27 protein-coding genes are annotated in these 22,657 nt (G+C 71.8%); 22 read left to right on the top strand and 5 right to left on the bottom strand.

Features of this window, described 5'->3' with window-relative positions; all coding sequences use genetic code 11:
- Positions 1-15: 15 nt before the first annotated feature.
- From BA062_RS07365 to BA062_RS07435, 15 genes are all read left to right on the top strand, one after another.
- Entirely contained in the window at positions 16-399 is a 384-nt protein-coding gene (locus BA062_RS07365) for a nuclear transport factor 2 family protein (RefSeq protein ID WP_110335327.1), read from the top strand.
- Between the two features lie 28 nt (positions 400-427).
- Entirely contained in the window at positions 428-1,255 is an 828-nt protein-coding gene (locus BA062_RS07370; RefSeq protein WP_110335328.1) for a mycofactocin-coupled SDR family oxidoreductase, read from the top strand.
- Complete coding sequence (locus tag BA062_RS07375; RefSeq protein ID WP_245959718.1) at positions 1,245-2,477, top strand: acyl-CoA dehydrogenase family protein; 1,233 nt, start codon at positions 1,245-1,247, stop codon at positions 2,475-2,477. The genes BA062_RS07370 and BA062_RS07375 overlap by 11 nt, the downstream gene beginning before the upstream one ends.
- Positions 2,474-3,292, top strand: a complete 819-nt coding sequence (locus tag BA062_RS07380; protein WP_110335330.1) for an SDR family NAD(P)-dependent oxidoreductase — start codon at positions 2,474-2,476, stop codon at positions 3,290-3,292. The genes BA062_RS07375 and BA062_RS07380 overlap by 4 nt, the downstream gene beginning before the upstream one ends.
- Positions 3,289-3,708: a Zn-ribbon domain-containing OB-fold protein gene (locus BA062_RS07385; protein ID WP_110335331.1), complete on the top strand. Its 420-nt coding sequence runs from the start codon at positions 3,289-3,291 to the stop codon at positions 3,706-3,708. Before BA062_RS07380 ends, BA062_RS07385 begins: the two co-directional genes overlap by 4 nt.
- Entirely contained in the window at positions 3,701-4,846 is a 1,146-nt protein-coding gene (locus BA062_RS07390; RefSeq protein ID WP_110335332.1) for a thiolase family protein, read from the top strand. Before BA062_RS07385 ends, BA062_RS07390 begins: the two co-directional genes overlap by 8 nt.
- A 15-nt stretch (positions 4,847-4,861) precedes the next feature.
- Positions 4,862-6,175, top strand: coding sequence for an acyl-CoA dehydrogenase family protein (locus tag BA062_RS07395; protein ID WP_110335333.1), 1,314 nt, complete (start codon positions 4,862-4,864; stop codon positions 6,173-6,175).
- The gene (locus tag BA062_RS07400; RefSeq protein WP_110335334.1) at positions 6,168-7,232 is read left to right on the top strand and encodes a phosphotransferase family protein; all 1,065 of its coding nucleotides are present in this window, start codon (positions 6,168-6,170) and stop codon (positions 7,230-7,232) included. Before BA062_RS07395 ends, BA062_RS07400 begins: the two co-directional genes overlap by 8 nt.
- A gap of 25 nt (positions 7,233-7,257) precedes the next feature.
- Positions 7,258-7,563, top strand: a complete 306-nt coding sequence (locus tag BA062_RS07405; protein ID WP_110335335.1) for a hypothetical protein — start codon at positions 7,258-7,260, stop codon at positions 7,561-7,563.
- A gap of 8 nt (positions 7,564-7,571) precedes the next feature.
- Positions 7,572-9,044, top strand: a complete 1,473-nt coding sequence (locus BA062_RS07410; protein ID WP_110335336.1) for a class I adenylate-forming enzyme family protein — start codon at positions 7,572-7,574, stop codon at positions 9,042-9,044.
- Between the two features lie 9 nt (positions 9,045-9,053).
- On the top strand, positions 9,054-10,115 hold the full coding sequence (locus BA062_RS07415; RefSeq protein WP_110335337.1) for an acyl-CoA dehydrogenase family protein: 1,062 nt from the start codon (positions 9,054-9,056) through the stop codon (positions 10,113-10,115).
- A gap of 13 nt (positions 10,116-10,128) precedes the next feature.
- Positions 10,129-10,338, top strand: coding sequence for a ferredoxin (locus BA062_RS07420; RefSeq protein ID WP_110335338.1), 210 nt, complete (start codon positions 10,129-10,131; stop codon positions 10,336-10,338).
- Positions 10,325-11,113, top strand: a complete 789-nt coding sequence (locus BA062_RS07425) for an SDR family NAD(P)-dependent oxidoreductase (RefSeq protein ID WP_110335339.1) — start codon at positions 10,325-10,327, stop codon at positions 11,111-11,113. Before BA062_RS07420 ends, BA062_RS07425 begins: the two co-directional genes overlap by 14 nt.
- Before the next feature lie 90 nt (positions 11,114-11,203).
- Entirely contained in the window at positions 11,204-11,671 is a 468-nt protein-coding gene (locus tag BA062_RS07430; protein ID WP_110335340.1) for a nitroreductase family deazaflavin-dependent oxidoreductase, read from the top strand.
- 86 nt (positions 11,672-11,757) lie between these two features.
- Entirely contained in the window at positions 11,758-12,333 is a 576-nt protein-coding gene (locus BA062_RS07435; RefSeq protein ID WP_110335341.1) for a dihydrofolate reductase family protein, read from the top strand.
- Here the strand turns inward: BA062_RS07435 and BA062_RS07440 are convergent.
- Positions 12,315-13,418 (bottom strand): winged helix DNA-binding domain-containing protein, encoded by a 1,104-nt coding sequence (locus BA062_RS07440; protein ID WP_110335342.1) that lies wholly within the window; start codon positions 13,416-13,418, stop codon positions 12,315-12,317. The two genes, BA062_RS07435 and BA062_RS07440, sit on opposite strands and share 19 nt — an antisense overlap.
- A 267-nt stretch (positions 13,419-13,685) precedes the next feature.
- Positions 13,686-14,048, bottom strand: a complete 363-nt coding sequence (locus BA062_RS07445) for a VOC family protein (RefSeq protein WP_342768885.1) — start codon at positions 14,046-14,048, stop codon at positions 13,686-13,688.
- A gap of 94 nt (positions 14,049-14,142) precedes the next feature.
- Between BA062_RS07445 and BA062_RS07450 the strand changes: the two genes are divergently transcribed.
- On the top strand, positions 14,143-15,105 hold the full coding sequence (locus tag BA062_RS07450) for a helix-turn-helix transcriptional regulator (protein ID WP_110335343.1): 963 nt from the start codon (positions 14,143-14,145) through the stop codon (positions 15,103-15,105).
- Positions 15,106-15,191: 86 nt separating this feature from the next.
- Here the strand turns inward: BA062_RS07450 and BA062_RS07455 are convergent, their stop codons facing one another.
- The gene (locus BA062_RS07455; protein ID WP_245959719.1) at positions 15,192-15,656 is read right to left on the bottom strand and encodes a hypothetical protein; all 465 of its coding nucleotides are present in this window, start codon (positions 15,654-15,656) and stop codon (positions 15,192-15,194) included.
- A 375-nt stretch (positions 15,657-16,031) separates the two neighbouring features.
- Here BA062_RS07455 and BA062_RS07460 point away from each other — a divergent pair, with 375 nt between their 5' ends.
- Both BA062_RS07460 and katG read left to right on the top strand, forming a co-directional pair.
- Positions 16,032-16,487 (top strand): Fur family transcriptional regulator, encoded by a 456-nt coding sequence (locus tag BA062_RS07460; RefSeq protein ID WP_110335344.1) that lies wholly within the window; start codon positions 16,032-16,034, stop codon positions 16,485-16,487.
- Positions 16,480-18,714 (top strand): catalase/peroxidase HPI, encoded by a 2,235-nt coding sequence (gene katG, locus BA062_RS07465; RefSeq protein ID WP_110335345.1) that lies wholly within the window; start codon positions 16,480-16,482, stop codon positions 18,712-18,714. Before BA062_RS07460 ends, katG begins: the two co-directional genes overlap by 8 nt.
- A 46-nt stretch (positions 18,715-18,760) precedes the next feature.
- Here katG and BA062_RS07470 read toward each other — a convergent pair whose 3' ends face one another.
- A complete protein-coding gene (locus tag BA062_RS07470) occupies positions 18,761-19,663 on the bottom strand; it encodes an alpha/beta fold hydrolase (RefSeq protein ID WP_210406796.1) in 903 nt (300 codons plus the stop codon).
- Between the two features lie 96 nt (positions 19,664-19,759).
- On the opposite strand from BA062_RS07470, the gene BA062_RS07475 reads away from it, so the two are divergent.
- The 4 genes from BA062_RS07475 to BA062_RS07490 all read left to right on the top strand — a co-directional run bounded on the left by BA062_RS07475 (position 19,760) and on the right by BA062_RS07490 (position 22,174).
- Positions 19,760-20,368, top strand: a complete 609-nt coding sequence (locus BA062_RS07475) for a TetR/AcrR family transcriptional regulator (protein ID WP_110337051.1) — start codon at positions 19,760-19,762, stop codon at positions 20,366-20,368.
- Between the two features lie 40 nt (positions 20,369-20,408).
- Positions 20,409-21,080 (top strand): VOC family protein, encoded by a 672-nt coding sequence (locus BA062_RS07480; protein WP_245959720.1) that lies wholly within the window; start codon positions 20,409-20,411, stop codon positions 21,078-21,080.
- Between the two features lie 118 nt (positions 21,081-21,198).
- A complete protein-coding gene (locus BA062_RS07485) occupies positions 21,199-21,642 on the top strand; it encodes an ester cyclase (protein ID WP_245959721.1) in 444 nt (147 codons plus the stop codon).
- A 130-nt stretch (positions 21,643-21,772) separates the two neighbouring features.
- The gene (locus BA062_RS07490; protein ID WP_110335346.1) at positions 21,773-22,174 is read left to right on the top strand and encodes a hypothetical protein; all 402 of its coding nucleotides are present in this window, start codon (positions 21,773-21,775) and stop codon (positions 22,172-22,174) included.
- On the opposite strand, the gene rraA is transcribed toward BA062_RS07490, so the two are convergent.
- Positions 22,135-22,611 (bottom strand): ribonuclease E activity regulator RraA, encoded by a 477-nt coding sequence (gene rraA, locus BA062_RS07495; protein ID WP_110335347.1) that lies wholly within the window; start codon positions 22,609-22,611, stop codon positions 22,135-22,137. The genes BA062_RS07490 and rraA overlap by 40 nt on opposite strands.
- Positions 22,612-22,657 lie beyond the last annotated feature (46 nt).

Genomic DNA, 22,657 nt, shown 5'->3' on the forward strand with positions numbered 1-22,657 from the left:
TCAAGGAGGAACACCATGCCGGAGACCGAACAGGACAAGCTGGCCGTCGTCGAGAAGCTCATCGAGGCTTTCAACAAACCTGACTTCGCCGCGCTCGAGGACATCCTCGCCGAGGACATCGTCTTCAGCCATAAGAACAAGGGCATGGAGGGCAGCGGGCGGGAGCAGCTGATCTCCAACATCAAGATGATGAACGACGCCTTCCCCGGCCGGACCATCACCGCGACCAAACGCGGCGCCGTGGTCGGAGACGTCGTGTTCCGCGAGGCCGAATGGGGCGGCACCGCCGCCGTGGACGTGCCCGGCTTCGCGAAGGCGGGGGAGAAGGCACACCTGGACACCATGACGATCTTCGTGATCCGCGGCGGCCGGATCCACGAGTGGAGCGACTTCGGCTGAGCCGGAACCGGACCCGAAAGGAGACGCCGTGGGAGCACTGACCGGCAGGGTCGCGCTCGTCACGGGCGCCGCTCGCGGGCAGGGCCGCTCGCACGCGGTCCGGCTCGCCGAGGCCGGCGCCGACGTGATCGCGATCGACGTATGCGCGCCTGTTCCCGAGCTGCCCTACGACATGGCCACCCCCGAGGACCTCGCTGAGACCACCCGGCTCGTCGAGGCACACGGCGGGCGGATCGTCGCCGCCGAGGTCGACGTCCGCGACCGGGACGGGCTCACCGGCGTCGTCGCGAAGGGCGTCGCCGAGCTCGGCGGCCTGGACGTGGTGGTCGCCAACGCCGGGGTGTCGACCATCCTGCCCGCCGAGGGCGTCTCGCCCTCGGCGATGTGGGAGGCGACCGTGGGCATCAACCTGACCGGCGTCTGGCACACCGTCGAGGCGGCGCTGCCGCCGATGCGGGAGTCCGGCCGCGGCGGCTCGATCGTCCTGATCAGCTCCACCGCGGGCCTCAAGGGGCTGGTCGGTGCCACGGGAACCCCGGCGACGCTGGCCTACACGGCGAGCAAGCACGGCGTGGTCGGGCTGATGCGGGCCTACGCCGTGGGCCTGGCCAAGGAGAGCATCCGCGTCAACACCGTGCACCCGACCGGAGTGAAGACGCCGATGGTGACCAACGAATCGCTCGGCGCCTACTTCGCCGAGGACCCGGAGGACCTGGAGATGATGGCCAACGCACTGCCCGTCGAGCTGCTGCAGCCGGGCGACATCAGCGACGCGGTGCTGTGGCTCGCCTCGGACGCGGCGAGGTACGTGACGGGCGTGGCGCTGCCGGTGGATGCGGGGTTCCATGTCCGCTGAGGTCACCGAGGCAGAGCTGGCCGAGTTCACCGAGACGGCCCGGAAATGGCTCGCGGAGCACCTGGAACCGAGGGGCGACGCGCCCCGCCGGTCGGTGGCGGTGTTCCACGACCTGCCCTACGACGAGGAGCGGGCGCTGATCGCCCGGATCCAGGAGTGGCTGCGCACCAGGTTCGACGCCGGGTACGGCGCACTGTCCTGGCCGGTGGAGCACGGCGGCGCGGGGCTGACCACGCTGCACGAGGAGGCGTTCGCCGAGGCCGAGCGGCAGTTCGTGACGCCGGGCCAGCACGAGCTGACCTCGGTGAGCACCGCGCTGATCGCGCCCACCGTCCAGCTGTTCGGCACGCCAGGGCAGAAGGAACGGCTCGTGCGGCCGCTGCTGCGCGGCGACGAGCTGGCCTGCCAGCTGTTCTCCGAACCCTCGGCCGGATCGGACCTGGCCGGGCTCGGCACGCGGGCGGTGCGCGACGGCGACCACTGGGTCGTCACCGGGCAGAAGGTGTGGAGCTCCGGCGCGCAGTTCGCGGGCTGGGGCGAGCTGATCACCCGCACGGACCCCGACGTGCCCAAGCACAAGGGCCTCACGGCGTTCCTGCTGCCGATGGACACCCCGGGCGTGGAGGTGCGGCCGCTGCGCCAGATGTCGGGCGGCTCCTCGTTCTGCGAGGTGTTCCTCGACGAGGTGCGGGTGCCGGACTCGCTGCGGCTCGGCGACGTCGGCGCGGGCTGGTCGGTGACCCTCGCGACGCTCGGGTTCGAACGCGGTCACTCCGGAGCGAACGCCGACCTCGGCGGCGGCTACGCGCAGCTGGCCGAGGACGCGCTGGCACTCGGGCGCACCGGTGACCCCGAGGTGCGGCGGCTGCTCGCGGCCGTGTGGGTGGCCGAGAAGGTCGCCGCGATCTCCGCGCAACGCGACCGCGAGACCCGCCTGGCCGGAGGGGAGCCGGGCCCGATCGGGTCACTGCGCAAGCTGGCCTGGGCGCAGCGGCTCAAGCTGGTGTCCGAGGCGGCCGCGACGGTCCTCGGGCCGAGGCTGGTCGCCGACGCCGGGGACGGCACCTACCGCTGGACCGAGCACTACCTGGGCGCACCGGGCTACCGGATCGCCGGGGGCAGCGACGAGGTGCAGCGCACGATCATCGCGGAACGGCTCCTGGGGCTGCCGCCGGAGCCGAGGGCCGACCGCACCACGCCATGGAAGGACATCCCGAGATGACCGGTTCGACACCGAAGACGGTCGCCGAGGCCGTCGAGGCCGCCCGTGAGTCGGCGCTCGCCGGCCGCCCGCTGGCAGGCCGGACCGCGCTGGTCACCGGCGGGTCGCGCGGGCTCGGCCGGGAGATCGCGATCGCGTTCGCCGCGGCGGGCGCCGACGTCGCGATCGTCTCCCGCAAGAAGGAGAGCTGCGAGGCGCTGGCCGAGGAGATCGCCGCCGCGACCGGCAGGCGGACCAGCGCGCACGCCGCGCACGTCGGCGACTGGGACCGGCTGGGCCCGCTGCTCGACGAGGTCGAGCACGAGCTGGGCCCGGTGGACGTCCTCGCGAACAACGCCGGGATCGCGCCCGTGTACCCGAGCCTGGACGAGGTCAGCGAGACCCTGTTCGACAAGGTCTTCGGCGTCAACGTCAAGGGACCGTTCCGGCTGATGGCCGCCGCGGGCAAACGGATGGTGGAGCGCGGCGGCGGGGTGATGCTCAACATCTCGTCGATGGCGTCGGGCCGCCCCACCGCGAGCGATCTGCCCTACGCCGCGGCGAAGGCGGCGCTCAACACCCTCACCGCCGGGTTCGCGCAGGAGTACGGGCCGAGCGTGCGGGTGAACACGATCGTGGCGGGACCGTTCTTCACCGACATCAGCAAGGCGTGGGACAAGGACGCCTTCGCGGCGCTGGCGCAGGACTGGCCGCTGCGACGCGGCGGCGATCCCGCCGAGATCGTCGGCGCCGCCCTGTACCTGTGCGGGCCGTCGGCGAGTTTCACCACCGGCGCCCTGCTCGCCGTCGACGGGGGAAGGCTGGCCGCACCGTGATCGGCAACCTGAGGACCGTGGACGACTCGTTGTTCATCGAGACCGCCGAGGGCGTCGCCCTGCGCGGGAGCCGGTGCGCCGACTGCGGCGCGTACACCTTCCCGTACCAGGGCGGCTGCCCGCGCTGCACCGGCGACTCGATGATCGAGGTGCCGCTCTCGCGCACGGGAACCCTGTGGTCGTGGACGGTGCAGGGCTTCCGGCCCAAGCCGCCGTACACCGGCACCGCCGACTCCTACGGCGTCGGCTACGTCGAGCTGCCCGGCGAGCTGATCGTCGAGGCGCGGCTGACCGAGGCCGACCCGGAACGGCTGCGCATCGGGATGCCGGTGGAGCTGGTGCTCGTGCCGTTCCGCACTGACGAGTCCGGTGTGGACGTGCACACCTTCGCTTTCGGGGAGGCCCGCCATGACTGACGTCGCGATCGTGGGCATCGGGATGCACCGCTTCGGCCGCACCGACGGCGTGTCCGGCCGCGCCCAGGCCGTGCACGCCGCGCGGGAGGCCCTGCGCGATGCCGGGCTGCGCTTCTCCGACCTGCGGTTCGGGTTCGGCGGCTCGCATTCGGCAGGCGACGCCGACACCCTGGTCTCCGAGCTGGGCTTGACGGGCCTGCCGTTCATCAACGTCGCCAACGGGTGCGCCACCGGCGGCTCCGCGCTGATCGCCGCCGACGCCGCGATCCGCTCGGGGCAGCACGACCTCGGGATCGTCATCGGCTTCGACAAGCACCCGCGCGGGGCGTTCAACACCGATCCCGCCGAACACGGTATCGGCGCCTGGTACGGCGAGACCGGGCTGATGGTCACCACGCAGTTCTTCGGCATGAAGATCCAGCGGTACCTGCACGACACGGGTATCGACCCGGCCGTGCTCGCCACCATCGCCGAGAAGGCCTTCCGCAACGGCGCCCGCAACCCGATGGCCTGGCGGCGCAAGGAGATCAGCGCGGCGGAGATCGCGGCGGCGCCGATGATCTCCCACCCGCTGACGCAGTACATGTACTGCTCGCCAGGCGAGGGTGCGGTCGCGCTCGTGCTGTGCCGCGCCGACCGTGCCCGCGAGTACACCGGCCGGCCGGTGTTGCTGCGGTCGGCGGCGTTCCGCAGCCGCCGCTACGGCTCCTTCGAGGTGTTCGCGCCCTGGCTCGCCGCCGAGCGCGCGGACTCGCCGACGGTGGAGGCATCCCGGGCCGCCTTCGAGGCCGCGGGCATCGATCCGTCCGAAGTGGACGTCGCGCAGGTGCAGGACACCGAGTCCGGCGCCGAGCTGATGCACCTGGCCGAGACCGGGCTGTGCGCCCACGGCGAGCAGGAGAAGCTGATCGCCGACGGCGACACCGAGCTCGACGGCAGGCTGCCGGTCAACACCGACGGCGGCTGCATCGCCAACGGCGAGCCGATCGGTGCGTCCGGTTTGCGGCAGGTGTACGAGAACGTCCTGCAGCTGCGCGGCGCGGCGGGAGCACACCAGGTACCGGGGGAGCCGCGCGTCGGTTTCACCCACGTCTACGGCGCGCCGGGCATCTCCGCCTGCACGGTGCTCACACGCTAGGGAGGGGATGCGTTCATGGTCTGGGGATTCGAGACCGAACCCGAAGTGCAGCGGGAGCTGGACTGGGTCGAGGAGTTCGTCCGCGAGGAGATCGAGCCCGTCGACCAGCTCGTCGAGCACGCCTGGAACCCGCGCGACCCCGTGCGCAACGCGCTGATCAAGCCGTTGCAGCAGCGGGTCAGGGAGCGGGACCTGTGGGCCTGCCACCTCGGCCCCGAGCTGGGCGGCAAGGGCTACGGGCAGCTGCGCCTGGCGCTGCTGAACGAGAAGCTCGGCCGCACACACTCCGGGCCGGTGGTGTTCGGCTGCCAGGCGCCGGACTCGGGCAACGCCGAGATCCTCGCCCACTACGGCAGCGACCACCTCAAGAAGACCTACCTCGAACCTCTCATCGAGGGCGACATCGTGTCGTGCTTCTCGATGACCGAGCCTCACGGCGGCTCGGACCCCACCGGCTTCCGTACCACCGCCCGCCTCGACGGCGACGAATGGATCATCAACGGCGAGAAGTGGTTCTCCAGCCACGCCCTGTTCGCCGAGTTCCTGATCGTGATGGCGGTGACCGAGCCCGATGCGCCGCCGCATCGCAGCATGTCGATGTTCGTCGTGCCCGCCGCCACCCCCGGCATCGAACGCGTGCGGGACGTCTCGGTGTGGGGCCACGAGGAGGCCGTGGGGACGCACCAGTACCTGCGCTACACCGACGTGCGCGTGCCCGCGGAGAACCTGCTCGGCGAGCGTGGCCAGGCGTTCGCCGTCGCGCAGACCCGGCTCGGCGGCGGCCGGATCCACCACGCGATGCGCACGGTCGGGCTGGTGCAGTCGGCGTTCGAGATGATGAAGCGCCGCGCGGTGTCGCGCACCACGAAGGGCGAGCGGCTCGCCGACAAACAGCTCGTCCAGGAGATGATCGCCGACTCGTGGATCCAGCTCGAGCAGTTCCGGCTGCTCGTGCTGCGCACCGCGTGGCGGATCGACCTGCACCGCGACTACAAGAAGGTGCGCGCCGACATCTCCGCCGTCAAAGCGGCGATGCCGAAGGTGCTCGCCGACGTCGCGGGCCGCGCCATCCAGCTTCACGGTTCGCTGGGGATCTCCAAGGAGCTGCCCTTCGGCAAGTGGGTGATGGAGTCGTTCCACATGGGACTCGCCGACGGCGCGACCGAGGTCCACAAGGTGAACCTCGCGCAGGCACTGCTGCGCGGCACCCAACCCGACGACGGGCTGTTCCCGCCCTACATCCTGCCCGCGCGCAGGGCCGAGGCGCGCGATCGGTTCGCCGACGTGCTCGCCGCGGCCGCCGACGACGGGGAGCCCTGCCGTGGCTGAACCGAGGACGCGGGAGACCGACACCGCCCCCGTGCGCCCTGGCGAGGACCTCGACTGGCCGCGCGTCGAGGAGTACCTGCGGGCGGAACTGCCCGAACTGGACGGCGAGTTCTCCGTGCTGCAGTTCCCGAACGGGTCCGCGAACCTGACCTACCAGATCCGCTTCGGCGACACGGCGCTGGTGCTGCGCCGCCCGCCGTTCGGCCTGATCGCGCCCGGCGCGCACGACATGGGCCGCGAGTACAAGACGTTGTCCCGGCTCTGGAAGAACTACCCCCGGGCGCCGCGCGCGCTGCTGTTCTGCACCGACCACGTGGTGGCGGGTGCGGACTTCCTCGTGGTCGAGTACCGGCCGGGGATCGTCGTGTGGGACTCGGTGCCGCGGTCGATGGCCGCGCAGCCGGATGCGGGCCGCCGGATCGGGCTGGCGGTGATCGACGCGCTCGCCGACCTGCACCGCGTGGACGCCGAGGCGTGCGGGCTCGGCGACCTCGGCAGGCCCGAGGGCTTCCTCGAACGGCAGGTCCGGGGCTGGCGCAAGCGCTGGGAGCTGGCCGCCGTCGACGGTGGTGACCCGGCCGCGGCGGAGCTGGGGGAGCGGCTCGCGAGCGCGCTGCCCGGATCCGGGGCGCCCGCGATCGTGCACAACGACTTCAAGATCGACAACTGCCAGTTCTCGCCCGGCGACCCGGACGAGGTCATCTCCGTCTTCGACTGGGACATGGCCACGCTCGGCGATCCACTGGTCGACCTCGGCACCCTGCTCAACTACTGGCCCGACCCGGAGTTCGGCGACGCGGGCGCGCTCGTGTCGCTGGGCCTGTCGAAGCTGGGGCTGCCCTCGCGCGAAGAGCTGGTGGAGCGCTACGCCGCTCGCTCCGGACTCGACGTCGGCGATGTCGACTGGTACGAGGCCTACGGTTGTTTCAAGACAGCGGTGATCCTGCAGCAGCTGTACGCCCGGTACCTGCGCGGGGAGACCACCGACGAACGGATGGCCAGCCGGGGCGACCACGTCTCGACCCTCGTGCGGCGAGGGCTGTCCCGCCTCGGGTGACCATCAAGCCTGGAAGGAGCCGAACATGAGCATCAAACCCGGAACCCGCTACTGGTCCACGACCTCCTCCACCGCGATCGTCGTGGTCAGGGCGCCCTCGGCGGAGGTGGCGCTGACGTGCGACGGCGCGCCGCTCGCCGACACCGAGCAGCCCGCACAGGGCGGCACGCCGAAGTCCGAGGCCGACGGCGGCACGCTGCTGGGCAAGCGCTACACCGACGCCGACAGCGGCCTGGAGGTGCTGTGCACCCGGGGCGGTGAGGGCGTGCTCGCCGTGGACGGCAGGCCGCTCACGGTGGCGGGCGCCCGTGCGCTGCCCGCGTCGGACTGAGAGGCGACATGAACCCGTCACTGCTGCTGGAGATGGTCGCCGGTGCCGCCGGTGACCGGCGCGCGATCGGCGAGCTGACCTACGCCGGGCTCGACGCCAGGGCCACCGCCGTCGCGGCCGGGCTCGCCGGGTCCGGCGTGGCCAACGTCGGCTACGTCGACGAGTACTCCGAGACGCTGCCGGTGCTGTTCTACGCGGCGCAGCGCGCCGGGTTGCCGTTCGTGCCGCTGAACTACCGTCTCTCCGACGAGGCACTGCGCGCGGCGCTCACGCGGATCGCCCCGGCCGTGGTGGTGGCAGGCGAGCGGCAACGCGCGCGCTGTGAGGGCATCGAGGGAATCACCGTGGTCTCTCGCGACGCGCTGCCGGCCGCGGAGGGCACCGTGCCCGAGGCTTCCGGCGAGGTGAGCGTGCTGCTGTTCACCTCCGGCACCAGCGGCGAACCGAAGGCCGCGGTGCTGCGGCCGCGGCACCTGACCTCCTACGTCATGTCGACTGTGGACTTCCTGTCGGCGGGGGAGGACGAGGCGCAGCTGGTCGCCGTGCCGCCGTACCACATCGCCGGCGTCTCGACCGTGCTGACGAGCCTGTTCGCGGGCCGCCGCATCGTCGTCCTGCCGTCCTTCAGCCCCGAGTCGTGGGTGGACCTGGTGGGCGAGGAGCGGGTGACGCACGCGATGGTGGTGCCCACGATGCTCGGCCGCATCCTCGACGTCCTCGAGGCCCGAGGCGAGACGCTGCCCGCCCTGCGGCACCTGTCCTACGGCGGCGGCCGGATGCCCGCGCCCGTCGTGGAGCGGGCTCTGCGCCTGCTGCCGCACGTCGATCTCGTCAACGCCTACGGGCTCACCGAGACCAGCTCGACGATCGCCGTGCTCGGGCCCCAGGACCACCGCGACGCGCTCGCCTCCGACGCGCCCGGCGTGCGGGCCAGGCTCGGCTCCGTCGGGCGCCCGCTGCCGAGCGTGGAGATCGAGATCCGCGACGCGGACGGGAAGGTCCTCGGCCCCGGCGAGCCCGGAGAGATCTTCGTGCGCGGCGAGCAGGTGTCGGGGGAGTACCTGTCGCACCGGGCCACCGATGCCGACGGGTGGTTCCCCACCCGCGACCGCGGGCACCTGGACGGCGACGGCTTCCTGTTCCTCGACGGCCGCGCCGACGACGTCATCGTGCGCGGCGGCGAGAACCTCTCACCCGGTGAGATCGAGGACACCCTGCTCGCCCACCCCGCCGTGGACGACGCGATGGTGCTCGGCGTGCCGGACGTCGAGTGGGGCGAGGTGCCCGTCGCCGCCGTCGTTCCCACCGGGCCGGTCTCCGACCCGGCCGCGCTGGAGGACGAACTGCGCGCCTACGTCCGCGAGCGGCTGCGCTCGGCGAAGACCCCGGCGCGGATCCACCTGCGGGACTCCCTCCCGCACACCGAAACCGGCAAGGCGCTGCGGCGCGTCCTCCGTGCCGAACTCGTCCCCGGAACCTAGGAGAGGGCAGTGCGCATCACCCCGAACGCCGAGGCCGAGGAACTGCGGAGCATCGTCCGCGAGTTCCTGGGCCGGTACGGCGACACCGAAGCGGTCTACCGCGAACTGGCGGGCGAGCGGGGCTGGGACCCGGCCGTCTGGAGCCGCCTCGGCGCGGAGCTCGGCGCGGTGACGCTGGACGTCCCGGCGGCGCTGGGCGGGTCCGGCGCGACGTTCCGCGAGGTCGCCGTGGTGGCCGAGGAACTGGGGCGCTCGCTGGTGCGGTTGCCGTGGTTCGGCACTGCCGTGCTCGCTGTGGGCGCTCTGCTCGCCGCCGAGGGCCCGGTGCGCGACGAGCTGCTCACCCGGCTCGCGACGGGCCCCGCCACCGCCACGCTCGCCTACCAGGAGCACAGCCCCGTCACCGCTGTCCGCAGTGGACCCGGCTGGCGGCTCGACGGGACCAAGACGCTCGTCGTGGAGGGTGCGAGCGCGGAGCTGCTGCTCGTCACCGCGGGGGACGACCTGTTCGCCGTCGAGGGCGACGCCCCCGGCCTGACGCGGGAACCGCTGCGCGCGATGGACCCCAACCGGCAGCTCGCCACGGTCATCCTCGACGGCGCCGAGGCCACCCTCGTCGGCCGCGCCGACCTCGGCCGGGTGCGGGCCCGCGCGATCGCCGCACTGGCCTGTGAGCAGAGCGGCGGGGCGGCCGCGGCGCTGGACCTGTCCTGCCGTTACGCCGGGGACCGGATCCAGTTCGGACGTCCGATCGCGACGTTCCAGGCGATCAAGCACCGGTGCGCCGACATGGCCGTGCACGTCGAGGCGGCGCGGTCGGCGTCGCTGTGGGCGGCAGGCGCCGTGGCCGATGGCGCGCCCGACGTCGAGCAGGCCGCAGCGGCCGCGGCACTGACGTGCGGCGAGGCCTACACCTGGGTTGCCGCCGAGACCGTGCAGGTCCACGGCGGCATCGGGTTCACCTGGGAGCACCCCGCCCACCTGCACGTCCGCAGGGCCGCGACGAGCGCGGTGCTGTTCGGGCAGCCGCACGAGCACCGGGAAGAACTACTCGGCGCCCTGGGCGTCTGAGAGAGGAGACGACGTGAAGGTCACCGTCGACCAGGGGCGCTGCTGTGGCGCGGGGCTGTGCGCCATGACCGCCCCCGCCGTGTTCGACCAGGACGACGCCGAGGGCACCGTGCTGCTGCTCGACCCCACGCCGCCCGCCGAGCTCGCGGGCGCGGTGCGCGAGGCCGCCGAACTGTGCCCGAACGAAGTGATCACGGTGGGAGCGACCGATGGAGCAGCGTGACCTGTCGCAGCTGGACGGCCGGTGGATCGTGGTCACGGGCGGCAGCAAGGGCATCGGCCTCGGCATCGCCCACGAGCTGCTACGGCGGGGCGCCCACGTCGGGATCGTCGCCCGCAACCCGGACGACCTCGCCACGGCGCGCAAGGAGCTGGAGGCGGCGGCACCGGCGGGCGCCGAGGTCGCCGCCTTCCGCGCCGACACCGGCGACGAGGCGGACGTTGCCCGGCTGGAGGGTGAGCTGCGCGACCGGGTGCCCGCGCTGAGCGGGTTCGTTGCCAACGCGGGAACGGGCGGCCTCACGTCGTTCCTCGACCTCGACGTGGCCGAGTGGGACCGGATCATGCGCGTCAACCTGCGTGGCACGTTCCTGGTGAGCCAGCTGGCCGCGCGCCTGATGATCGGGAGCCGCGAGGCCGACCCGGACGGCGACCGGTCGCTGCTCGTGGTGTCGTCGGTGCGGGCGCACCAGTTCCGGCCAGGCACGCTGCCTTACTCGTGCACGAAGGCGGCGCTGAACCAGTTCGTGCGCGCCGTGGCCGTCGAGCTCGCGCCACACCGGATCCGCGTCAACGCGGTGGCCCCTGGCATGACCGTGACACCGTTGATGCTCGAACGCACCCCGAACGTGGAGGACATCGCCGCGCAGCGGATCCCGTTCGGCCGGGCGGGGCAGCCCTCGGACGTCGCGCAGGCGTCGGCCTACCTGCTGAGCGCGGCGGCCGGCTTCGTCACCGGGGCCAACCTGGCCGTCGACGGCGGCGAGGCGCTGATCTGACCAGGCCCGGCGAGAAGGGGACCTGAGACCCTATTGCACCCCGGCCGCCGCTGGCTACGGTCGGCCCCGACCACGAGCGCCGGGGGTGCCATGTCCGAGGAACGCGAGCGATCGCCACGGCTGCCGCCGCGGTGGTTCATCCGGCTGGCCTGGAAGGTCCACCGCGGGATCTACCGGGTCACGCGCGGCCGGAAGGGACTGTGGCCGCCGAGACCCGGCCGCTGGGGCACCATGCGGCTCACCACCATCGGTCGCCGGAGCGGCGAGGAGCGCAGCGTGATCCTCGCCTACCTGCCCGATGGCCCGAACGTCTACACGCTCGCGATGAACGGCTGGGGCGTGCCCGAGCCCGCGTGGTGGCTGAACCTGCAGGCCAGGCCCGAGGCCACCGTCACGCTCGTCGACGGGTCGCGCCGCGTGCGGGCGCGAGCCGCTCAGGGCGAGGAACGCGGGCGGCTCTGGGCCCGCTGGCGTGAGCTGGACCACAATCTCGACGCCTTCGCGGCGCGGCGACCAGGGGAAACGGCGGTGGTGATCCTCGAGCCGGCCTCGGAGTGAATTTTTCGCGGCGGGACGTGTCGAATACTGCCGCCGTTGTTCGATGCACTGGCGAGAGCACGTCAATCGAACCAAGGAGCAACCGCATGCGCACCCTGATCGCCACCGCATTCGTCTCGCTCGACGGCGTCGTCGAGGCACCCGGCGGGGAGCCGGGCTACCGGAACTCGGGCTGGACCTTTCAGGACATCGAGTTCGACCCGGCGGCGTACGAGCTGAAGGGCCGCGAGCAGGACGAGGCCACGGCGATGCTGCTGGGCCGGGTCAGCTACGAGGCGTTCGCGCCGGTGTGGCCGACCATGACCGAGGAGTTCCCCGGCTACAACGCGATGCCGAAGTACGTGGTGTCGAGGACGCTGAAGGAGGAGGACCTGGTGACCAACTGGGGTGAGATCACCATCCTCCGCTCACTCGAGGACGTCGCCGCGCTCAAGGAGACCGAGGGCGGCCCGATCAGCATGCACGGCAGCGCGAACCTCAACCGCAACCTGTCCGACGCCGGTCTCATCGACCGCTACCACCTGCTCGTCTTCCCGGTGCTGCTCGGTGCGGGCAAGCGGCTGTTCAGCGACACCGACAAGGACAAGCAGAACCTGAGGCTCCTCGAGAGCGAGTCCTACGGCAACGGCATCCAGAAGCTCGTCTACGACGTCGTGCGCTGACCGACCCGCACTCGCCGGGTCTCGCCGTCGGAGAGGAAGGCCGCCAGCTCCCGCCCCTCCTCGGCGACCTCGGCGCGTTCGGAGCGGGAGAACCGGCGCAGCGGGGTGACGACCACGGTGGCCTCCTCGACGTCCCACGTCGCGGCGACCCGGCCGTCGACCAGCACGACACGTGCCCCCGCGACCGAAAGGCCGCGGTGGGCGTCATCGATGATCCGCGACCGGTCGTGGTAGCCGAGTATCGCGTTGTCGAACGCGGGCAGGAACCGCACCGGGGCGGGGGTTCCGGGATCGGGGAGCGGGGCGCCGGGAAGGTCGAGCAGCTCGCGGCCGCGTTCGTCGCGGAAGGACACCAGCTCGTCGCGCACCGCGGCGATCGCGCCTGGCAGGCCGGCGAGGCCGCACCAGGCCCGCAGGTCGGCCGAGGCGGCCGGGCCGAACGCCGCCAGATACCGCCGCACCAGCGCGGCGCCGACCGGGTCGGTGCCGTCCGGTGCGGGCGGATCGACATCCCGGCCGAGCCACACCGGCAGCGGGAGGTAGCGCACTCCCGCCTTCGTGCGCCACAGCCCGCGCGGCGGCAACTGGGCGGCGGGGATCAGTGCGCCGACGAGCAGCTCGCCCAGCGCCCTGTGTCCCGGCTCCGGCCAGCGGCCGGCGAGCGCCCGCGCCAGCTCCGGCATGGAGCGCGGCTCGCCGTCCGCCAGCACGGCCCTGCCCGCCTCGGCGAGCTCGGCGAGGTCCACCCCGTCAAGCTCGCGGCGGTAGACGCCGAGCACCCGCTGCCGGAGCATGGCGTCGTGCCGGGACCGCCAGGCGAGGACGTCCTCGGCGGTCAGCAGGTGCACGGTGCGGCGCATCAGGTGGGTCCGCACCACCCGTCGCCCGGTCAGCAGCTCGTCGAGCGCCGCGGGCTCGAACGCGCGCAACCGGGACCAGAGCCCGGTGAACGGTTCCTGGGGTTCCTGCGCCTGCAGCCCGCACAGGTGCGCGACGGCGTCGAGCACCGGCAGCTCCGCGCGCTCCAGCAGCAGCTGTCGGGCCAGCGTCGCCCGGTTGAGGGCCCTCGTGTCCAGGACGGTCATCGGATCCCGCCCCCGCGCGCTCGCCGTCCGGGCGCCTGCGGGGCGAGGTCTCGGTGAGGACGGATGGCCGCCGCGACGTCCGGTGGTGCCAAGGCCGCGGCGCTGACGTGACTGCCCGTGCGGCCCAGTGGGCGCCTCTTCATGGTGGTGGTTTCCTTCGTAATCGGGGCCGGAACGAAGGCGGGCGGGAAGGTCCCGCCCGCCTGGCGGGTCAGGCGTTGTACTCGCTGACGACGTCGAGGACCCAGACGATGCCGAAGCGGTCCTTCACCATGCCGTAGGGGGGGGTGCCCAGCCCGCCGGGCCCAGCGGCACCACGACGTCCCCACCGTCGGTGAGCTTCTCCCAGTGGCCGGTGACCTCCTCGACGGTCTCGCCGCGTACGGAGACGAAGAAGGAGTTCTCGCCCCGGTCGTGGGCCAGGTCCGGCGGCACGTCGTAGGCCATGACGTGGAAGCCGTTGCCCGCGAGCACCTGGCCCCACATCACCTGGTCGGCCTCGCCGTGGACGTTGCGCGCGTCCTGGTACGTGACGACGGCGAGGTCGCCGCCGAAGACGGACCGGTAGAACTCCAGCGCCGCGCGGGCGCCGCCGCGGAAGTTCAGGTGCGTCGTGGTCGTGAGGGACAAGATCGTCTCCTTGCGTGGTCACCGGTTCGGTACGGACCCACGATCGCAAGGGAAGAGGTCAGGGTGTGTCCTCTTCTCCGGGCAGGATGGGATCATGCCAACAACCTCAGCCCGGCTGCTGGCTCTGCTCTCGCTGCTGCAGGCGCGCCGGGACTGGCCCGCGGCCCTGCTGGCCGAACGGCTCGGCGTCAGCGCCCGCACCGTGCGCCGCGACGTCGACCGCCTGCGCGGCCTCGGCTATCCCCTCCGGGCCACCAGGGGACCCGTCGGCGGCTACCGGCTCGACGCGGGCACGCGACTGCCTCCGCTGCTGTTCGACGACGACCAGGCCGTCGCCCTCGCCGTCGCGCTCCAGCGCGCCGCGAACGAGGCCGGCGGCCTCGGCGAGGCGTCGGTGCGGGCGCTGACCACGGTCCGGCAGGTCATGCCCGCCCGGCTGCGCCGACGCATCGACACCCTGCGGGTGACCGTCGCCGAGCGGACCACGGACCCGCCGGTCGACAGCGGAGTGCTCATGGCGCTGGGCACCGCGGTCCACGCCCGCGAGGTCCTGCGTTTCGGCTACGCCCCCGCGGACGCGCCGCGCCGGGTGGAGCCCCACCACCTCGTGGCCCGTGGCGGCCGCTGGTACCTGCTCGCCTGGGATCTCGACCGGGACGACTGGCGCACCTTCCGCGCCGACCGGATCACCCCGCGCATCCCCGCGGGACCACGCTTTTCGCCGCGCGAGGTTCCGGGAGGCGACGTGGCGGCGTTCATCGCGGCCCGGTTCTCCGGCTCCGACGGCACGTCTCCCGGCTGGCCGTGTGTCGGTGAGGTGATCCTCGGCCTGCCCGCCGCCGACGTGTCCCCGTTCGCCCGTGACGGCGTGGTCGAGGACCTGGACCCCGGCCGTTGCCGCCTCGTGCTGGGTTCGTGGTCGTGGACGGGCCTGGCCGCCGCGATCGGCAGGTTCGACGCGGACCTCGAGGTGGTCGGGCCGCCCGAGCTCGCGGCCGCCTTCGCGCGACTGGCCCGCCGCTATGCCGCCGCGGTGGAGGGCACGCCGGCCCGCTAGCCGCCGGCGTGCCCTCGGAGCGCGCTGAACAACCGCTGCCCTGCTGCGCGTCTGGGTTGTTCAGCACACTCCTCGCCCGCCGGTCCTCACCCGACGGGTACGACGATCTGGTCGGACAGCGCCCCGTTCTCGAACAGGGACAAGGTCGCGTCACCGAACGTCACATCGACGACGGTTGCCGTCCATTGTGGGTTGGGGCAGGTCGGAACGTTCGGGACGGTGGGGGTCTCCGTCGCGAGGTTGAACACGAACTGCCCGTTCCGCGGGGTGGGCAGCGGCCCGCTGCTGGCGGTCGCCGTGATCGTCGTGTCCTGACCGGGCGCGACATTGCCCGCCGGGTTCGTGCACTCGACCGACGCGACGCCCTGCGCCTGGACGGTGATCTCGAACGTGGTGCCGCCGAGACCGGCGACCTTGCCGGTGCAGCGCAGCTGCGTTCCGATGTCGACACATTCGGCCGCGTTTCCACCGCCGGTGACGAAGTGGCCGCTTTGCGCGTATGCTGGCGCGACCGCGAGGGCCACCAGGGCGAATGCGCCCGCCAATGCCATCAGTATTCGTTTCATTATTGCTCCTCGAATTGTTCGGCAGATGTGCGGGTCCAACCTCGGCCGTGGGGGATCGTACGCCCGGAATTTGGCTCTGTCATTGGTCAATTCGTCGTTTTGCAAGTCCTTTGTGGGCAGACATTCTGGTGAATTATTGACGTGGAAAATGTGTCGGACTGACCGCGAGAAAACCGCAGAAAAAGCGGTTTCGGGTATCGATGCCACAACGTTCGCGTGGGTCGTGTTATCGCGCTGTGTCCTCTGCGGGTGGGCGGTCCGCACCCGTGCCGGCCCGCTACTCTCCGTGTGTGGACCGGTGCGCGACGCGCCGGGAGGTCCAATCTTGATTGATTCCAGAAAGTAGGGCACACTGCGGTCGTGCCAACGAACACGGACTTCGAGCGCATGCTGCGCGGGGCTTCGCTGCGGGTCACGCGTCCCCGAGTGGCGGTGCTGTCCGCGGTGCACGACCACCCGCACGCGGACACCACCTCGATCATCGGTGCGGTGCGTGCGGACCTCGGCGAGGTGTCCCACCAGGCCGTCTACGACGTGCTGAGCGCGCTGACCACCGCCGGGCTGGTGCGCCGGATCGAGCCCAAGGGCTCGGTGGCGCGCTACGAGGCGAGGGTCGGGGACAACCACCACCACGTCGTGTGCCGGTCGTGCGGCGTCATCGCCGACGTCGACTGCGCTGTCGGCACGGCGCCCTGTTTGACGGCGTCCGACGACCACGGCTTCACGATCGAGGAGGCCGAGGTCATCTACTGGGGTCTGTGCCCCGAATGCTCTACCGCAATCCCATCTGATTCCCGGAAGGATTCCCGTGTCTGACAGCCCGAACGCCGAGGTCGGCGAACTGAACGTGGAGAGCGCCGGCGGTTGCCCGGTCCACACGGGTCGCATCGCGCACCCGACCGAGGGCGGCGGCAACCGTGACTGGTGGCCCAACCAGCTCAACCTCTCGATCCTCCGGAAGCACGTGGCCGCGTCGAACCCGATGGAGGAGGACTTCGACTACGCCAAGGAGTTCCTGACCGTCGACCTCGACGAGCTGGCCAAGGACGTCGACGAGGTGCTGACGACCTCGCAGGACTGGTGGCCCGCCGACTTCGGCCACTACGGCCCGCTGATCATCCGCATGGCGTGGCACAGCGCGGGCACCTACCGCGTGGACGACGGCCGCGGCGGCGCGGGCGCCGGCATGCAGCGCTTCGCCCCGCTGAACAGCTGGCCGGACAACGGCAACCTGGACAAGGCGCGCCGGCTGCTGTGGCCGGTCAAGAAGAAGTACGGCCGCAAGATCTCGTGGGCCGACCTGATGATCTTCGCGGGCAACCGTGCCCTGGAGACGATGGGCTTCAAGACCTTCGGCTTCGCCGGTGGCCGCGCGGACGTGTGGGAGCCGGACCAGGACGTGTACTGGGGTCCCGAGCGCACCTGGCTCGGCGACGAGCGCTACAGCGGTGACCGCCAGCTGGAGCAGCCCCTCGCGGCCGTCCAGATGGGCCTCATCTACGTCAACCCCGAGGGCCCCAACGGCAACCCGGACCCGCTGGCCGCCGCCCGCGACATTCGCGAGACCTTCGGCCGCATGGCGATGAACGACGAGGAGACCGTCGCGCTCATCGCCGGCGGGCACACCTTCGGCAAGACCCACGGCGCCGCCGACGCCGACGTGCATGTCGGGCCCGAGCCCGAGGGCGCCGCGATCGAGGAGCAGGGCTTCGGCTGGAAGAACAGCTTCGGCAGCGGCAAGGGCCGCGACGCCATCACGAGCGGCCTGGAGGTCACCTGGACCCCGACGCCGACCAAGTGGAGCAACTGGTTCTTCCACAACCTGTTCACCTACGAGTGGGAGCTGACCAAGAGCCCCGCAGGCGCGAACCAGTGGAAGCCGAAGAACAACGCCGCGGCGAACACCGTGCCGGACCCGGAGACCGGTGAGCTGAACCGCGCTCCGTCGATGCTGACGACGGACCTCGCGCTCCGCTTCGACCCGATCTACGAGCAGATCTCGCGCCGCTTCTACGAGAACCCGGACGAGTTCGCGGACGCGTTCGCCCGTGCCTGGTTCAAGCTGACCCACCGCGACATGGGCCCGATCCAGCGTTACCTCGGCCCGCTGGTGCCGCAGGAGACGCTGATCTGGCAGGACCCGGTCCCGGCCGTCGACCACGAGTTGGTGGACGACGCGGACGTCGCCGCCCTCAAGGCGAAGGTCCTCGAGTCGGGCCTTTCGGTCTCGCAGCTCGTGTCCACCGCGTGGGCGTCGGCCTCGACGTTCCGCATCGGTGACAAGCGCGGCGGCGCCAACGGTGCTCGCATCCGCCTCCAGCCGCAGCGCGACTGGGAGGTCAACGAGCCCGAGAAGCTGAACCTGGTGCTGCGCACGCTGGAGGGCATCCAGGAGTCCTTCAACAGCTCCCAGACCGGGGGCAAGAAGATCTCCCTGGCCGACCTGATCGTGCTCGCCGGTGCCGCCGGTGTCGAGCGGGCCGCGAAGAACGCGGGCCTCGACCTCACGGTGCCCTTCACCCCGGGCCGTACCGACGCGACGGAGGAGCAGACCGACGCCGAGTCGTTCGCCCCGCTGGAGCCGAAGGCGGACGGGTTCCGCAACTACCGCGGCAAGGGCAACCGGCTGCCCAGCGAGTACCTGCTGGTGGACCGCGCCAACCTGCTGAACCTGAGCGCGCCCGAGATGACCGTCCTGGTGGGCGGCCTGCGTGTCCTCGGCGCGAACTACCAGGGCTCGAAGGCCGGCGTGCTCACCGACAAGCCGGAGTCGCTGACCAACGACTTCTTCGCCAACCTGCTCGACATGGGCATCGAATGGAAGTCCACCTCGGAGGACCAGGAGACCTTCGAGGCTCGCGACCGCGCGACCGGCGAGGTCAAGTGGACCGGCACCCGTGCCGACCTGGTCTTCGGCTCGAACTCCGAGCTGCGGGCCGTCGCCGAGGTCTACGCGAGCGACGACGCGAAGGAGAAGTTCGCGCGTGATTTCGTGGCCGCGTGGGACAAGGTCATGATGCTGGACCGGTACGACCTGGTCTGAGCCCGCTCGTCCGGTGACGGGCCGGCCGCCACCGGCGGCCGGCCCGTCAGTCTGTTGTGGACCGGTGCTGGCGGACGCAGGCCGCGATGAGCTTCGCGGCCTGCTCCGGCTGGTCCTCGGTGACGTAGGTGTAGGAGTCCGCCACGGTGTGCAGGGGCGCGCCCAGTTCGGCGGCGTACCGCTTCGCGTGCTCCAGCGGGAACACGTGGTCCTCCGCCGCCCAGACCAGGTGGATCGGAACAGGACGGCGCTCGATGAGCCGTCGCGCGGCATCGCGCGTGTAGCCGGCCGACACCGCGCCGATGGCCTTGCGCCCGTCGAACCGGATCTCCGGCCGGGTCAGCACCGGCCGCACGTAGCTGTTCATCGCCCGGTCGTCGATCGGGTACTTCGCCAGCCAGCCGTAGGTGTTGCGCCACCGCCAGGTTCGCCGTAGCCGCAGCGGCTGGTAGAGCGCGCGGTAGGTCACCGCGCTCGCCGCCGTCGCCTTGAGCAGCCCGAACCCGCCGGGGCTCGGCGGCCACGTGTCCTCCGGCGTTTCGCACGAGCTGAGGACGAGGCGCCCGAGCACCTCCGGATGGTTCACCGCGACGAGCTGGCCGTATGCGCCGCCGGAGTCGTTGCCGACGAGCGTCACGTCGTCCAGTCCCAGTTCCCGGATCAGGTCCGCGAGCAGCCGGGCGATGCCGGGCGGGGAGAGGTCGGCATCGCGGTTCACCGGCACGACGTGTGCGCCCAGCGGCAGGTCGGGGGTGATGCACCGGAATTCCCGCGCCAGCAGCGGTACGACCTTTCGCCACAAATTCGCGTTGACGAGGTAGCCGTGCGCGAACACGAGTGCCGGGCCCGTGCCGCGGTCGTGGTAGCGCACCGGGCCGGAGGGCAGCCGCACCTCGCGCGGCTCGCCCAGGTCCGGGTCTCGCCAGGTGTTCGTCGGATCAGTGGTCACGGCAGGACCTCCGGAACTTTTTGCAACCGTTGCAAGAACTCTGCCGGTACGTAGCGGTCGTCCCGAGTTTTTGCAACGATTGCAGGAATGGTCGCCATGGATCCCCGGAAGCAGCGCACGATCGAGGCACTGCTGCACGCGGCCGAGCAGATCTTCGCCGCGCGCGGGGTGGACGACACCACGGTCGAGGAGATCGCCACGAAGGCCGGTGTCGCGGTGGGCTCGATCTACAACCACTTCGGTTCGAAGGCCGGGCTGCTCGCGGCCGTCGTCGAGCGTGCGCTCGGCGCCGACCGCGACCACATGGACCGCGCGTACACCGCCGACCGCACGCCTGTCGAACAGCTCTACGCCGCCGCCGAGGAGTACCTGGCGTTCTACCTGGACCACCCCGAGTACTTCCGGATGCTGGCGTTTCCCAGCGCGCCCGGTCAGTACGCGGCGGGGCAGGACCTCGCGGCGCGGCTGGCCCGCTCCGTCGAAGCGCAGAACCAGCGAATGGTCAACGCGCTGCGCGCCGGGATCGCGGCCGGGGTGCTGCGCGACGTGGACGCCGCGCAGGTGGCCACGGTGCTGTGGGCCTCGTGGAACGGGGTGATCAGCCTCGGCTGGCGCCAGGACGGCCTGCGCCGCACCGAGACCGAGCTGCGAATCCTGCTGCGCACCGCGACCGACGTCGTGGCGAACGGCCTGCTGGCGCGTTGAGCGTCCCGGGTTCGTCGGTACCCGGTGCGACGATGCGACCGTGAGCGAAACCCTGAGCCACCACGGCATCTCCGCGGCGGTTACCGGCCTCGGCTGGCGCTACGTCCTCGACGGCCTCCTCGCCGGGGTGCCGGTGGACTCCCTGCGCGCCGCCACCGACGTCGCGGCGCGGATCGCGGCCGGGCTCGGCGCCGAGGCCGACGACCACGTGGTGATGGACTGCCGCCGCGACAGCGTGATCGTCACCGTGCGGTCGTGGCGCACCGGGTCCGTCGGGCCTGACGGTCTCCACCTCGCCCGCCGGATCTTCGCGCTGGTGACCGGGCTCGGCCTGCGGATCGCGGCCGGTGCCGGGCTGTCGAGGTCGGTGCAGGCGCTGGAGATCGCCATCGACGCGGTCGACGCCGCTGCCGTCCGCCCGTTCTGGCGGGCCGTCCTGGGCTACGCCGACGGCGCCGGGGACGTCCTCGTCGACCCGGCCGGGCAGGGGCCGGCGGTGTGGTTCCAGCGGATGACCCTGCCGCGTCCGCAACGCAACCGCGTGCACCTGGACGTCTCCGTGCCGCACGACGAGGCGCCGGTGCGCGTGGAGCGGGCGCTCGCCGCGGGCGGTGTGCTGCGGTCGGACCGGTTCGCGCCCGCGTTCTGGGTGCTGGCCGACGCGGAGGGCAACGAGGCGTGCGTCAGCACGTGGCAGGGCCGCGACCCGTGAGGCCGGGCCACAAAAATCGTCGTGCCTGTTCAGAGCCGGTTCGCCGGGGGCCACGTCTGGACACGTCCGCCCGGCGGGTGTCCAGTGTGCCCAGGGGGCGGTGGCGAAGGAGGTTCTGATGATGACACCGGAGGAGCGCAGGGAAACGCTGCGTCGCGTGGTGGACGACCTGTGGAACCGGGGCAACCTCGACGCGTGCGACGAACTGTTCGCCGAGCACTGTTCGTTCCACGACCCGAGCTTCCCCGTCGACGGCGTGGAAGGAATGAAGCGGCAGGTCGCCGATCTCAGGCAGGCCCAGCCGGACCTGCACATGGACGTGCAGGACGTCCTCGTGGACGGCGACCTCACCTGTGCGCGCTGGACGATGGGCGCCACCGCGCGCAACGAGTTCCGCGGCCTGCCTGCCACGGGCAAGAGCTACGTGATGACCGGCATGACGATCGACAAGTGGGAGGGTGACCGGATCGTCGAGGAATGGGTCAACTACGACCTGTTCGGCGCACTCCAGCAGGCGGGGATCATCCCCGAGGCGGCCACGCCGCCCGCTGCCACGGAGTGAACGCCGAGCCCCGGTGCCACGGCGCCGGGGCTCCACTGTGGACGGGATCCCTGCTTGTTGACTCCGTTCGGGGGCGGGCGCCGCCGGGGTTTCGCGCTAGCGTGGGGACACCGTCGGCCGAGGGGGACACGTGGACGCACTGCGGCATCACCGTCTCGCTGTCGTCCTGCTGCTGGCCCACCTCGGTCTGCTCGTAGGTGTCCTGCTGTGGGCGGCTTTGCATCCGCTCGCGACCGTGAACGACACGGCATGGGTGCTGCTGACCCTGGAAATTGTGCTGATCATCGCCGTCGTGGCCGGGCGGAGCCGCCCCTGCCTGAGCGCGCTCCTCGTGCTGGATGTGCTGTGCTTCGCGGTGTATGCCGTCCCGGTCGTGGTGCAGGGAGCGATGTCGCCACTGCTGGCGGCCTTCCTGGCCCACGCCGGAGCCCGGCTGCTGATCGTGCTGTCGGCTCCGGTCCGGCGCCTCGTGGCGGGCGCCGCGGAGCGTGGTCATCCGGCCAGCAGCACGACCCCGTCGTCGTCGGCGTAGACCGTATCGCCGGGCAGGAACGTCACCCCGCCGAAACCGACCGGCACGTCGACCGCGCCGTTGCCGGCCTTGGAGCTCTTGCGCGGGTTCGTGCCGAGCGCCTTGATGCCGAGGGGAAGCCCCGCGAGCACGGCGCTGTCGCGCACGGCACCGTTGACGATCAGGCCCGCCCAGCCGTTGTCGGCGGCCGAGCGGGCGATGAGGTCGCCCGTCAGCGCGGTGTGCAGGGAGCCCCGGCCGTCGATCACCAGGACACAGCCCTCGCCTGGCGTGCGCAGCAGCTCGCGCACCAGGCCGTTGTCCTGGTAGCACGACACGGTCCGCACGCGGCCGGTGAACGTCCGGTGCGCGCCGAACTGGCGGAACTGCGTGTCGCACACGCGGAGGCTGTCGCCGTGCTCGTCCACGAGGTCGGCGGTGGCGAAGGTGTCGGTCACGTCCTGGGTCCTTTCGTCCTGCTGCGCCCAGAAGGTTATAACCTCG

Origin of the sequence: Prauserella flavalba (assembly GCF_003202235.1) — a bacterium.
Classification (GTDB): Bacteria; Actinomycetota; Actinomycetes; order Mycobacteriales; family Pseudonocardiaceae; genus Prauserella_A; species Prauserella_A flavalba.

Excerpts from the sequence above, each read along its gene's own strand:
- BA062_RS07365 (WP_110335327.1), top strand. The coding sequence starts at position 16 with ATGCCGGAGACCGAACAGGACAAGCTGGCCGTCGTCGAGAAGCTCATC.
- BA062_RS07375 (WP_245959718.1), top strand. The coding sequence starts at position 1,245 with ATGTCCGCTGAGGTCACCGAGGCAGAGCTGGCCGAGTTCACCGAGACG.
- BA062_RS07380 (WP_110335330.1), top strand. The coding sequence starts at position 2,474 with ATGACCGGTTCGACACCGAAGACGGTCGCCGAGGCCGTCGAGGCCGCC.
- BA062_RS07390 (WP_110335332.1), top strand. The coding sequence starts at position 3,701 with ATGACTGACGTCGCGATCGTGGGCATCGGGATGCACCGCTTCGGCCGC.
- BA062_RS07395 (WP_110335333.1), top strand. The coding sequence starts at position 4,862 with ATGGTCTGGGGATTCGAGACCGAACCCGAAGTGCAGCGGGAGCTGGAC.
- BA062_RS07405 (WP_110335335.1), top strand. The coding sequence starts at position 7,258 with ATGAGCATCAAACCCGGAACCCGCTACTGGTCCACGACCTCCTCCACC.
- BA062_RS07410 (WP_110335336.1), top strand. The coding sequence starts at position 7,572 with ATGAACCCGTCACTGCTGCTGGAGATGGTCGCCGGTGCCGCCGGTGAC.
- BA062_RS07425 (WP_110335339.1), top strand. The coding sequence starts at position 10,325 with ATGGAGCAGCGTGACCTGTCGCAGCTGGACGGCCGGTGGATCGTGGTC.
- BA062_RS07430 (WP_110335340.1), top strand. The coding sequence starts at position 11,204 with ATGTCCGAGGAACGCGAGCGATCGCCACGGCTGCCGCCGCGGTGGTTC.
- BA062_RS07435 (WP_110335341.1), top strand. The coding sequence starts at position 11,758 with ATGCGCACCCTGATCGCCACCGCATTCGTCTCGCTCGACGGCGTCGTC.
- BA062_RS07440 (WP_110335342.1), bottom strand. The coding sequence starts at position 13,418 with ATGACCGTCCTGGACACGAGGGCCCTCAACCGGGCGACGCTGGCCCGA.
- BA062_RS07450 (WP_110335343.1), top strand. The coding sequence starts at position 14,143 with ATGCCAACAACCTCAGCCCGGCTGCTGGCTCTGCTCTCGCTGCTGCAG.
- BA062_RS07455 (WP_245959719.1), bottom strand. The coding sequence starts at position 15,656 with ATGGCATTGGCGGGCGCATTCGCCCTGGTGGCCCTCGCGGTCGCGCCA.
- BA062_RS07475 (WP_110337051.1), top strand. The coding sequence starts at position 19,760 with ATGGATCCCCGGAAGCAGCGCACGATCGAGGCACTGCTGCACGCGGCC.
- BA062_RS07485 (WP_245959721.1), top strand. The coding sequence starts at position 21,199 with ATGATGACACCGGAGGAGCGCAGGGAAACGCTGCGTCGCGTGGTGGAC.